Here is a 12,536-nt window from a genome sequence, read left to right as displayed (position 1 = left end):
TAGATCAGGATTTAGGACGTCTTGCTTTGCGACTTAGGACACACTGGATGTTCTGAGATAGGTGTCAAAGGAGCGAAATATGGTGGCCATTCCTCTACCGTTTGTGGTGTCGTTATTGTTGTGTGTATTGGCTGGTAGTATGTGGATGCAGCGTCGCCATGCGTCATTACTGGCTTGTGCATTCTTATTAATGTGTGCGTTTACGACGTTTATTGTAGGGCTGCGCTGGACTTTTGATGTGGCGTTACTACGAACGCTACAACCCATCTGCGCCAGTTTGATTCCCGTTTTAGCATGGTGGGTATTTGCCAAGGCGAGAAGTCAACAGCGCCTGCCATGGTGGCATGGCTTATTGCCTGCATTGGTTGGCGTTTGTGCGGTGACTTATCCATGGTGGCAACCACCAGTCGATATACTAATTACTGCTGAGTATATCGCTTATGGAGTGGCCTTATGGCGCTCCGCGAAACATAGTCACGAGCTAGAAAACGTCAGGTTAACGGATTTGCACTGGGCGATTCAGTCGGAGCGAGTTGCGGGCACCATGTTGCTATTCTCTGCTTTGATTGATGGCGCGATGACGTTAGATTTTATGCTCTATCAAGGTCTGCATGCCGTGTGGATTCTATCCATTGGTCACGCACTGCTATTACCGACTCTGGCGTTATCCGTTGTTTGCTTAAGTGTGACGACGACCGATGACACAGAGAATCCAGCTGAGGTCGATGAATCTATAAAAGTAGAGGACACCCCAGCTCAAACAGATGGGGAGGCAAGCCTTGATGAAGAAGCTGATGCCATGCGCATCTCCCAGCAAGCCAACCAGGTTTTACAAGAACAAGCGTTGTTCTTAGACCCTGATCTAACGCTGGCGAAAATTGCTCGAAAAGTTGGGATTCCAGCACGGCAGATTTCTGCTGCGATTAATCGGACTGCTTCTCAAAATGTCTCACAGTGGGTAAATCATTATCGTATTGAACATGCGAAAAAGTTACTGGCGACAACTAGTGCACCGATTACACAAATCTATTTAGACTCAGGGTTTCAAACGAAGTCCAATTTTCATAGAGAATTCTCCCGCTTAACACAACAAACCCCAAGCGCTTACCGAGACGCTAGTCGTTTATCCTGAGAGTGTTTCTGTCCTTTAGGCCACGTCAATGGCCAGGTTAAGCGACTTAACAGTACGCCACTGAGTGTGACGATGATGCCAGCAATTTGAAGAGGACTGAGTGATTCGTTGAACAAGAGATAACCCTCAATCGCGGCAAGAGGTGGTACGAGCAGCATCAAGGTCGACACCCTTGCTGCGGGGATTTTACGAAGTAGCCATATCAATAAAAACACACCGCCGCAGGACAGCACTAAGACGCCCCAAGCGACTAAGGCAAATGACTGCCAGCTCACCACAAAGAGATGCTCGCCCAGCGCTAAGGCAAATACGCCAGAGACGACTGCTGCAGCGAAATTCTGCACAGCCATCGCACTGACAATGTCTGAATCAGCAATCGACATTTTTTGATAGACGGAGCCTAACGCTAAACTTAATACCCCAGCTCCGCCTAACAAAGCCAGCCATGGGGAGAACGATGCGGAGCCGTCAGATGTTAAAGAAGGACTAATAACTAGCAGTAAGCCTGAGATAGCGATCAGCATACCGATCATGCCAAGAAGGGATGTACGCTCTTTAATAAGAACGAGCGCTAAACAGGTGACAAGCAGTGGTTGTAATGCACCGATCAACGCCATGATTCCAGCGGGTAAGCCTTGTGCCAAAGCAATGTAGGCCAAAGACAAATAGAATGCATTCAGAAGAGTGCCAGCTAGGAAATGTTTAGGAAGGTCTTTTCGCACAGGAAAAGATCGTTTTAATGCTTTTGCTAGCACGAAAAATAGCAGGGCGACCGCAGTAAAGCGCATGGTTAAGTACACATTGGGATCAATAAGCCCCACGATGAACTTACCGATGATAAAACCTGTAGACCAAATCAGTACCAATAACACGTAGAAAATTAGCATGAATTACTTCCTTGTTGATGCATCCGCTTAGAACAAAGAGCCGTAACACAGGAACTCATTTGTACTATGTAAAGTCAGATATTGACAGCATAAAAACTCTTTCCCTATAAAAGTTGAGAAATGTTACCATTTACCCCAAAGCCAACGCATTGATTGCAAGAGATAACAGCATGCAAACTTTTACTGTTTTACAGAGAAATGAGCGCATCCGCGCTGAACAAGATAACGCCATCATTGCTCAATTGAAACTATGTGGCTATAACGAAGTAGGTTGTGTAGAAGCAAGCTCTGCAGAAGAAGCTTGTGCAAGTCAAACAGCGAAACTTCCAGAAGAGCCCAAACCAAGTTATCCCGGAGTGAAAAAAATTGCTTGGGTTGGTGGTGTCGCCGCTATTGGTTGGTTTTGCTATTTAGCATTTGGATTACTACCGATGGCGTTTCAAGGATAAGGCATCCATCAAACTAAGATAATGGAAGTCATACTGTATGACTTCCACTTCTTCTTTCGTTTAATTTTCTGTATTTGATGTCTCTTCAGTGGATGCAGTATTTTCTTGTTCTGCAGTCGCTATCTTACTTCTAAGAAACTCAATATATTCCGTTTTCTCTTTAAGCAACGCTTTTGTTTCTTGCAGCGCTTTTTCTGCTGTTTCGTCGTCCGAAAGGTTTTGCGCGACAAAATCTTCTAAAGCTTTGGTTTGCTCCTCAAAGCTTAGGTTGCGAGCATCTTTTGAACCTAATGCTTCTTGGATAGGTGAAAGAAGTGCTTCTATACGTAAGATGTAACTCTCGTGTTCTTGAGGCTTTTGTTGCAGAGAACGTAGCTGCTTTACTTCGTCAGCGATCAATTCTGCTCGCTTGGTGTAGAAAAGAGATAGATTGGCTTTCTCTTCAATCTGTTCAAGCTGCTTTGGAGCACTTGCAACAAATGCCAGAGCTTCCGTTAATGTAGACGATGCCTCAGAGAACGATTTAGGAGCCACTTGTTTGGCGTTAGTGTTGTTCAACGCTTGGAAGCTGTCTTGAGCTTTTGTTAGATAAACCTTGGTAATCGTTTTGACTTCAAGGGCTCGTTGCTTTGCAACTAATTCTGCTTGGCCAGCAATAGCGCGTTCCGTTTTGTCATCAGCAATATCGTCGATAAGATCTTTTAATTCTTTATCTAATGCTTTGACTAAATCGGGGAAGTGTTGGTCTGCGTCAATGGTTTTCAGGTACTCTCTGTTATCAAATGCTTCTGTCAGAGTCGTTTGAACCAATGTTCGAGTCGCTTTAGCGCTGGCTATTTTTGCGGTAAATATACTTAGGTTTTCTTCTGTGGCTTCAATATTAGTTGTTGAGCTAAAGAAACCTGTTTTATCCATTGCTTCGTCAGGGTTGGCCTCGTATTCAGCATAGTAAGACTTTGCTTTTTCCAATGCTTGCTTCGCTTCCTCAAAATCTTCTGAAGCATACCAGTTAAGCTCAAGTTCTTTGCCTTCTTCAAAGGCTGTGTCTGCCGCATCGATGGATTGTTTTACCGAATTAATCTGAATCATGAGTTCAGACCGAGCTGCTTCATCGGCCAGGCTATTTGTTGCGTTGTTTCCTGTCGTTGCACAGCCTGTTAGCGCTATAGCAATCGAAACAGCAATCATTGATCCTTTGAAGTCCTTTAGCATGAAAACATTCCTATTTACTATTTGTGAATTTCTTACAATATTAAGGGCTTCTTTTGACAAAAAACAGAGCTCAACGATAACGAATGTTATTTAAAATAAAAAACCGCCTACGGTTTCCCGAAGGCGGTTTGATATTTAGCTGTTTTGACTAAGGTTTAGTTACGAATCAAGTAGTCGAATGCGCCCAGTGCTGCCGTAGCGCCTGCACCCATGGAGATAATGATTTGCTTGAACGGAACGTTAGTTACGTCACCCGCTGCAAAAACACCATCCATTGAAGTGCGGCCGTGAGTATCGATCACGATTTCACCACGATCAGTCAGTTCCAGAGTATCTTTTAGGAATTCACTGTTTGGTACCAAGCCGATCTGAACGAAAATACCAGCTAGATCCAATTTGTGTGATTCACCTGTCTTACGGTCGGTGTATTGAAGACCTGTAACATGTTCACCATTGCCTAATACTTCAGTAGTCATGGCTTCTTTGATGATGGTTACGTTAGGCAAGGACTCGGCTTTCTTAACCAAAACATCATCGGCACGTAGCTTGTCACCGAATTCCAGAACGGTAACGTGTTCGACAATACCTGCAAGGTCAATCGCTGCTTCAATACCTGAGTTACCACCACCGATTACGGCTGTTTTCTTACCTTTGAATAGTGGGCCATCACAGTGTGGGCAGTAAGCAACGCCTTTTGTTTTGTACTCTTGCTCACCAGGTACATTCATTTCTCTCCAGCGAGCACCGGTTGCAAGTACGACAGATTTACTTTTCAGTACGGCACCGTTTTCAAGCTCGACTTCGATCAGATCTTTTTTCTCTACACGCACGGCTTTTTGCGTTTTCATCAAATCAACATCGTAGTCTAGTACGTGCTGTTCTAGACCTGCGACAAGCTTAGGACCGTCAGTGGCTTTAACAGAGATAAAGTTTTCGATTGCCATCGTATCTGCCACTTGGCCACCGAAGCGCTCCGCTACCACACCGGTACGAATGCCTTTACGTGCTGCGTAAATCGCTGCCGCTGAACCTGCTGGACCACCGCCAACAACCAACATGTCGTATGGCGCTTTTTCTGCTAAAGCAGCGGCTTGTTTGGCTTCTGCACCGGTATCGACCTTGTTTAAAATCTCGTCCAGAGTCATTCGACCTTGGCCAAAGTGCTCACCGTTTAGGAAAACGGCTGGTACCCCCATGATCTTACGGTCTTCGATTTCTTGCGGGAACAAGCCGCCATCAATCATTGTCGCGGTCACTTTAGGGTTCAATACAGCCATTAGGTTAACGGCTTGAACCACATCAGGACAGTTGTGACATGACAATGAAATGTATACTTCAAAGTTCAGCTCAGTATCTAAGCCTTTGATTTGCTCAAGTGTTTCTTGAGTCGCTTTCGATGGGTGACCACCCGCTTGTAATAGCGCCAATACAAGAGAGGTGAACTCGTGACCCATCGGAATACCTGCGAAGTGAACACGCGCTTCGCCGCCTTGTGGTCCCACGGTCATTTGTGGTGCGCGGCCCGCTGAGTTTTCGTTCACAGACATGGAAATTTTTGCTGAATTTAGCTCGGTGATTTCACGCGCTAATTCTAGTAGTTCTTCAGATTTTGCATTGCCATTTGAGGACACAGTAATCTCAATCGGATTAACGATGTTTTGAAGGTATGTGCCCAACTGTTGTTTCATGTTTGCGTCTAACATATTGATTAACCCGTTGTATTAGTTGAGTTTTACTAAAATGATTACAGTGCCAATAAATTTCGGGCGAGAGAGGTCAGCACCTGCTCTTTGAGGTGTGAGGTTCCTTAGCTCGAAAAATAAGTTTTGGGCTTTATCTGCCTTGCACTGGAAGGCTAAGCCCGATGTTGGGCGCTAAGCGCCCAACAAAGGAAGAGGCGTCTTAGATTTTGCCTACTAGGTCTAGAGATGGAGCAAGAGTCGCTTCACCTTCTTTCCATTTAGCTGGGCAAACTTCACCTGGGTGTGCAGCTACGTATTGAGCAGCTTTCACTTTACGCATTAGGTCTTCAGCGTCACGGCCGATACCTTCTGCAGTGATTTCCATTGCTTGGATAGTACCTTCTGGATCGATCAAGAAAGTAGCACGGTCAGCAAGGCCTTGACCTTCACGTAGAACACCGAAGTTGTTAGTGATCGTTGCAGTTTGGTCACCTACCATGTAGTAGTTGATTTTGCCGATTGCTTCAGAAGTGTCGTGCCAAGCTTTGTGACAGAAGTGAGTGTCTGTAGATACAGAGAACACTTCAACGCCCATGCCTTTAAGTTCTTCGTATTTGTTTGCAAGATCTTCAAGCTCTGTAGGACATACGAAAGTGAAGTCAGCTGGGTAGAAGAAGAACACGGCCCATTTGCCTAGAACGTCCTTTTCAGAAATCTCTACGAATTCGCCTTCTTTAAATGCAGTCGCGTTGAATGGTTTGATTTGAGTGTTAATCATGTTCATCTCCTTAGTAAGTGTATTTCGCTGTTTGCGTTACCAACAGTGTCTATAGTATGGGGTCGATGTGACGAATTGAAATTGTGTTTTACTAAAACTTAGATAAAAAAAAACTATCACACCTCAATAAACTTTAAGTATCTGGATATTGAATGCGCAAGTCAGCAATTTTAATAGTGAGATCCAATGCAATCTCAGTAAGCTTTGGATCGAAGTGACGACCAGCTTGCCCTTTCACATACTCGCATGTTTGCTCTATATTCCATGCTTTTTTGTAGGGGCGGTTTGACAGCAATGCATCAATCACATCGGCAAGGGCAACGATGCGACCTTCTAAAGGGATTTCTTCTGCTTTAAGGCCTGCAGGGTAGCCTTTACCATCCCATCTTTCATGGTGCGTTAAAGCAATCGTGCGAGCCATTTCCAGTAGCGGATCGCCATCAACTGAGAGGATGTCAGCGCCAAATTGAGTATGACGCTTCATTTGCTCCCATTCCTCAGGATCGAGTTTTCCAGGTTTTAAAAGAATTTTATCGGCAATGCCTATTTTCCCAAGATCGTGCATCGGGGCTGCATGAAATAGGCGCTCAATCCACTCTTTGTCGTCCACACAGCGCTCGGCAATGTATTTGGATATATAGCTCATACGTATAACATGGGCGCCTGTTTCGTTGTCACGGTATTCAACGGCTCTTCCTAAATGATGAATAATACGCAGCTGGCTTTCTTGAAGCGCCTTGGTTCGCTCGCGTACTTTTTCCATTAATTGTCGATTCTGATCGTAAAGTGCTATTTGATTGCGTATTCGAGCACGCACAAGAGGAGGGCTAATTGGCTTAATGATGTAGTCAGCCGCACCAAGTGAAAAGCCTCGCTCTTCGTCGCTGACGTCGTGTTTAGCGGTGACGAAAATAACGGGGATGTTCGCTGTAACAGGATCAGCTTTGAGTCGCCGACAGACTTCGTAGCCATCCATTTCCGGCATCATAACATCTAGCAAAATGAGGTCAGGACGTGGGCTTTTCTGAGCGATGGCTAAAGCCCTAGCACCATTGAGGGCTACTTTTATACTGTATTCGTCGCGCAACGATGCCACGAGAACGTCAATATTTTCAGGTATGTCGTCGACCACAAGCAGTGTAGGTTTTTGTGGTTTTGTCGGTTCTGCTTGAGGCGTTGTGCTTGTATTGTTTTCCACCATATATCACTCGCTTAATCCTTAATACGTGCCTGCAGCGCCTGTAAATGTTCTAAGGCGAGGTCGAAGTCATAAATCTCGACTGCTTTACAAAGATCGTCGATGTGTCTGCGTTCTTCGATATCTACAAAATGTGATGCTAGTTGTTCCGCGAATTCACGTGCTTCTGATAAATTTTGATCCAAATACTCTTGAAGTGTAGTCAGGCGTTTAAGTTTTTCCTCTGTAGAAAGTTCGCTTTCCACTGGTATTCGCTTTTTCTGTGTGTTGTTTTGTGTAGTTTGCCAAATTGATAGCTGATTCAGTATGAGCTGCAGCTCGTCATTTAACTCATGTAATGTAGCTTGATTAGGCTCTTTTTGCTCAAGTTGCGACTCGGCTGTAGCCGCTAGCAAAGATAAATGCTCCATGCCTAGCGTGCCAGACGTACCTTTTAGTGTATGAGCCAGTCTTGTAGCGTCTTCAAACAGTTTTTTGTCGATTAACTCTGCCATCTCCTGAGTAAAGTTGGCTTGAGTTTCGACAAAACGAAGCAGTAAACGTTTGTACAGTGATAAGGTCTGTGTGTGTTGTTGCCCTACTATGGTATTCATTTGAGGAATATTGGGCAGTTCATCCGATGCGCTGTCTGCTGTATTAGGCTCTTTTTGGGTAGAGCTAGATTTAAGTGGGCGTTGCTCGGCATGCTCTGGTGCCCATTTATCCATGGTGGTAAACATCTGCACTAAGTTGATTGGCTTTGCGATATGATCGTTCATACCGGCTTCAATCGCTCGATTGATATCTTGTTGCATGATGTTGGCTGTCATCGCAATTATAGGCAGATCGCTAAATTGAGGTAGCTCGCGAATGGCTTTGGTGGCTTGATAGCCATCCATCACGGGCATTTGGCAATCCATCAAGACCATGTCATAAGCTTTATCGGTGACTTTTTCTAAGGCATCTTGCCCATTCACCGCAACATCCACTTGAATGTCCTGTTGCGTTAGCAGTTCTATTGCGAGTTCTCGGTTAATCTCATTATCTTCCACTAGCAATATATGAAGACCTGCTAAGTTAGAGAAGTCATTCGATTGTAATGCAGACTGATGAGTGTCTTGGTCTTTTAGTCTTTCAACACCATAACAATTAGCAATAGCGTCAAATAAACTTGAGGTTGTAATAGGCTTAGTTAAGTACCCGGAAATATCGAGTCCTTTGGAAGCATCTTTTACCTTTTCTAAGCCATAAGCTGTCACCATAATCATGGTGGGTGGCTTGTTGGGATGTGAGTCTATAATTTTTCGACAGGTTTCTACTCCATCTAGATGAGGCATCTTCCAGTCGACAAGAATCAAATCGTAGGGGCGACTTTCATTCTCTGCTATTTTGATAAGATTTAGAGCTTTGAGTCCGTCCGTTGCTTGGTCACAAATTAAACCAATAGACTCGACATTCGCGCGTAGCACAGCTCTTGCTGTATCGTTATCATCGACAATAAGAACCCGAGAAATGTTCAGTGCTGACGACCAGTTGCATACAGGGATTTCATCTTCAACCCGTTCTAAAACAACGGTAAAGTTAAATGTGCTACCTTTACCTTCCTCACTTTCTAACCAAATTCGCCCGCCCATTAGCTCAGCTAATTGCTTGGAAATAGCGAGTCCAAGTCCGGTACCGCCAAACCGACGAGTAGTCGAGCTGTCTGCTTGAGAGAATGAGCGGAATAAGTGTTTCTGGCTCTCTTTTGGAATACCAATACCCGTGTCGGAAACAGAAAACTGTACTTCAATAGTTTCAGAGGAATGTTGTACGTAGCGTGCGCGGATGATGATCTCGCCATCCTGTGTAAATTTGACAGCGTTGTTGCCGAGGTTTAGCAGTATTTGGCGAAGGCGCATAGCGTCGCCTTTAAATACTTGCGGCAAGTCTACGTCAATATCGAACACCAGCTCTAAATCGCGCTCTTCGACCTTGATCGTTAATAAATTCGCGATTTCATTCAGGACATCTTGAAGGTGGAATGGAACACTTTCTAATTCAATTTTTCCAGCTTCGATTTTAGAAAAGTCGAGAATATCGTTGATGATGCCGAGTAAAGACTCCGCAGAGTTACGAACATTTTGGATATATTTGCGCTGACGCCCGTCTAGACCTGATTGGAGTGCTAAATACGACATACCGATGATGGAATTCATAGGCGTTCGAATTTCATGGCTCATATTTGCGAGGAAGTCACTTTTAGCACGGTTTGCCTGTTCGGCATTATCTTTTGCTTCTTTTAATTCATGGGTTTGCTCAGCAATCTCTTCCTCGAGTTTTTGTTTGTAGGACTGTAATGAGATTTGATATTTAAAACGCTCAGAGACATCACGCCATGTGCAAATAATGGCCGGCTTGTCATCGAGAATAACGGATATCATGGTCATGTCCGCATAAATAGTCTCGTCACGCTTATCTTTAAAGACCCACTCTTGATAGCAGTGACCTTTATCAAATACCTGTTTTTTGAGCAGTTCTAACTTCGTGAGCGTGGCACTACCGTCATGCTGCGTATAAGGTGACAAGTCACTCATACTGGTATCGAGCAGCTCCTGTACAGATATGTACCCTAAAGTCTCCGCCGCGGAATCGTTACATTCAATAATGAAGTCGTCTCTTAAAATCCAGGCCGGATCCGGTGACGATTCAAACATCGAGCGGAAACGATCTTCGCTTTCCAATAGAGTATTTAGCTGGCGCTTAACGCGCTTCGAAATGACCCAAGCAAGTGTCAGGATAATGAGGCTGGTTAGACTGCCAATCCAAAGGATTGAAATGCTTAAACGTGACAGTTGCTGCTCTATTTGAGCTTCGAGTCTATGGGTTTCTGATTGGACCAGTTCGCTGATTCTATCGAGTAGGCCAGTCAGCGGAGAAAAAATACCTTCCACTTGCAGGTTAATAGCTTGTCGCTTGATTTCAACGTCTATCTTGGCAGAACGTTCATTAAACAAACCGCCTTTGCCAAGCTCAATCACATTAAGCTGGTTGAAGTGAAATTCATTACCATATAATACATTTTTCAGCGCAACAGACTCATCTATAAGTTGCTTGTAAACATTTGGAAACTGCCATTGAATCTGTGAAATAGCGTAGTCTAGCCTTTCGAAAGTAGGAGAAACTCGATTATTTAATAAGTCGATCAGTTGTGTCTGTGTACTAGCGATAGTTAGGTTATTAACACTCATTTCTAAGCTGAGAATGTCTTCGAGCGCTGTCGCTAGAGAGCTCTCAACAGCGCTTGCTCGAAGCGTCATATACTCTTCAGTTAACTGGAGTTGTTCTGTAGGGGAGGCGCTACGGTATTTAAATAACAACACCGCCTCTTGTAAGCGATGACTGCTATTTAACCCCCTCAAAAGTCCTGTGATCGTATCTATCTCGGCTTGAGCTTTGAGGGTTAATGTGTCTCTTTCTGCTTGAGTTTCTACTTGTTCCTTCAAGCTGTACCAAGCATTTACTTTGGCGGTTAGTTCATTGATTTGCCTTCCGCGAGATTGTAGGGACATGCTTAATGAAGCGATATCCATGTTTTCTTCAGAGGCCATGCTTAAGACATTAAGAGCACGGTTGTATCGTGAGATAAGGCTTTGATCTAGATAAGATGGGTTTATGTTTTCTAAAAGAGCCTGACGCATTCGCGTTCTCTGTGCGGGAACGATTTCTCGTAGTTCGGATACAGCATCTGTCATAGCCACTTGGCGACTGCGTAGGGAGTTAAGTTGTTCTTTAAGGTCGTACGCAGTACTACTAAGAATGGTGGTGCCAATGACAATAGATATCAGGCTAAAAAAAGTAAGTAACTTAACAAGCGGTGTGATTGAAGGTTGAAAGTTTCGTATTTTACTCATTTACAACCTCTATGATGGATGCTTCAGGCAACGAGTCGCCGCAATAAAACTTATCTGTCCTGTGGTTATGCCATTCAAGCCAGATACCGTTTTTATTCTGCCCCATTTCAATTTTTGGCTTCGTTCTATTTTGGTCAGTTTTATGTGAGCGTTCGTAATCAATTAGAGCTTGGTGAAACTCTTGGCGCGTAGGTGGGGAAGTCAATTTGGAAGCAATTAAAGCCTGTTCAATGTAGCGGGCTGCCATGTAGCCTTCAAATACTACTGAAGTCGCGCGAGTGGACGGAGAAAGTGACTTTAGGTCATCTAGAAACTCTTTGATTATGGGAGATGATGTGTCATCTAAACAAGGATGGAGCTGAGTGGATAGTACTCGAGCTTTGGTGTGTTTCAATTGTTCATTTAAAGTCTCATGACTGACAAATGAGAACGCTGCAAAGAGAGGTGATATCCCCACTTTGTCTAGCATGCGAATAAGCTCCGATGCCGCAGGAAAGGTGCTTATTAAAAAAATGGCTTTGGGAGGGTTTGGTTGCGATAGGACCTGAGCGACAGCCTGTTCTGTGTGAGGGTGATTACGTACATAATGGATTTGTAATAAATCGTTGGCGTGGTTTAAACCGTAAGGCTTTAAAGCATCAGTAAGACTGCGTAGCGTGACTTCACCATAACTGTCTTTTTGTATATAAACAGCCATGTCCTTAGGTGAAATGGCTAAGTTGCCGGCGACATATTTAACTAATTGCTGAGCTTCATCGTGATAATTCGGCCTATGAGTAAAAATCAGTGATTGCAAGTCATCTTGTTTTAGTAGGCTACTGCCTGTAATAGGTGAGACCAAAGGCAATTGATAGTGTTTTAGTATGGGTAGCGTACTTATTGTGGTAGGCGTTCCAACACTTCCTACTAAGCCTATTACTCTATTCTCTTCCACCAAGTGTTTAACTAAATCTGGTGTTTTATCTGGTTCATAACCGTCATCACGAGCGATGAGAGATAATTGATAAGGTAAATCCGATTGGGCATTAAATCTAGAAAACCCTAATCTTATCCCGCTCGTTAATTGTTGACCAAATTGACCACTGGCGCCGGATAGAGGCCCAGTAAAACCAAAATATACCTGCTCAGCACTTACATTTCCCAAAAGCACGCTTGCTACAGCCAGTGCAACTTTGCGCCAGATTGATGGATTCCTACGCACACTACATCCTCGTTACAGCACTCCGAACATAAGGCATTACGAAATTAGTATAAAGAAAAGTTAGGCGAGGGAATGCCTTACTAACGACGCAAGCTCTTTGCTTCAGTTTAGAAGCATTTTTTCAA

At 44.1% G+C, this 12,536-nt stretch carries 9 protein-coding genes; 2 read left to right on the top strand and 7 right to left on the bottom strand.

The features are described from left to right. The first annotated feature begins 79 nt into the window (after nucleotides 1–79). On the top strand, nucleotides 80–1,132 hold the full coding sequence (locus C8D85_RS16030; protein WP_133564647.1) for a helix-turn-helix domain-containing protein: 1,053 nt from the start codon (nucleotides 80–82) through the stop codon (nucleotides 1,130–1,132). Here the strand turns inward: C8D85_RS16030 and C8D85_RS16025 are convergent. Beyond that, on the bottom strand, nucleotides 1,105–2,019 hold the full coding sequence (locus C8D85_RS16025) for a DMT family transporter (protein WP_133564645.1): 915 nt from the start codon (nucleotides 2,017–2,019) through the stop codon (nucleotides 1,105–1,107). The two genes, C8D85_RS16030 and C8D85_RS16025, sit on opposite strands and share 28 nt — an antisense overlap. Before the next feature lie 170 nt (nucleotides 2,020–2,189). Here C8D85_RS16025 and C8D85_RS16020 point away from each other — a divergent pair, with 170 nt between their 5' ends. Next, a complete protein-coding gene (locus C8D85_RS16020; protein ID WP_133564643.1) occupies nucleotides 2,190–2,468 on the top strand; it encodes a hypothetical protein in 279 nt (92 codons plus the stop codon). Nucleotides 2,469–2,528: 60 nt separating this feature from the next. Here C8D85_RS16020 and C8D85_RS16015 read toward each other — a convergent pair whose 3' ends face one another. From C8D85_RS16015 to C8D85_RS15990, 6 genes are all read right to left on the bottom strand, one after another. Continuing rightward, nucleotides 2,529–3,680, bottom strand: coding sequence for a hypothetical protein (locus C8D85_RS16015; RefSeq protein ID WP_133564641.1), 1,152 nt, complete (start codon nucleotides 3,678–3,680; stop codon nucleotides 2,529–2,531). Between the two features lie 155 nt (nucleotides 3,681–3,835). Further along, on the bottom strand, nucleotides 3,836–5,383 hold the full coding sequence (gene ahpF, locus C8D85_RS16010; protein WP_133564639.1) for an alkyl hydroperoxide reductase subunit F: 1,548 nt from the start codon (nucleotides 5,381–5,383) through the stop codon (nucleotides 3,836–3,838). A gap of 199 nt (nucleotides 5,384–5,582) precedes the next feature. Next, complete coding sequence (gene ahpC / locus C8D85_RS16005; RefSeq protein WP_133564637.1) at nucleotides 5,583–6,140, bottom strand: alkyl hydroperoxide reductase subunit C; 558 nt, start codon at nucleotides 6,138–6,140, stop codon at nucleotides 5,583–5,585. Nucleotides 6,141–6,273: 133 nt separating this feature from the next. Beyond that, entirely contained in the window at nucleotides 6,274–7,341 is a 1,068-nt protein-coding gene (locus tag C8D85_RS16000; RefSeq protein WP_133564635.1) for an HD domain-containing phosphohydrolase, read from the bottom strand. Between the two features lie 11 nt (nucleotides 7,342–7,352). Next, entirely contained in the window at nucleotides 7,353–11,210 is a 3,858-nt protein-coding gene (locus C8D85_RS15995; protein ID WP_133564633.1) for a hybrid sensor histidine kinase/response regulator, read from the bottom strand. Continuing rightward, the gene (locus C8D85_RS15990) at nucleotides 11,203–12,411 is read right to left on the bottom strand and encodes an ABC transporter substrate-binding protein (protein WP_133564631.1); all 1,209 of its coding nucleotides are present in this window, start codon (nucleotides 12,409–12,411) and stop codon (nucleotides 11,203–11,205) included. The genes C8D85_RS15995 and C8D85_RS15990 overlap by 8 nt, the downstream gene beginning before the upstream one ends. Nucleotides 12,412–12,536: the final 125 nt, after the last annotated feature.

The sequence above is a fragment of the Marinomonas communis genome (assembly GCF_004363305.1).
Taxonomy (GTDB): Bacteria; Pseudomonadota; Gammaproteobacteria; order Pseudomonadales; family Marinomonadaceae; genus Marinomonas; species Marinomonas communis.
Note: the sequence above shows the minus strand (reverse complement) of the source record. Positions and strands in the feature narration are given on the sequence as shown.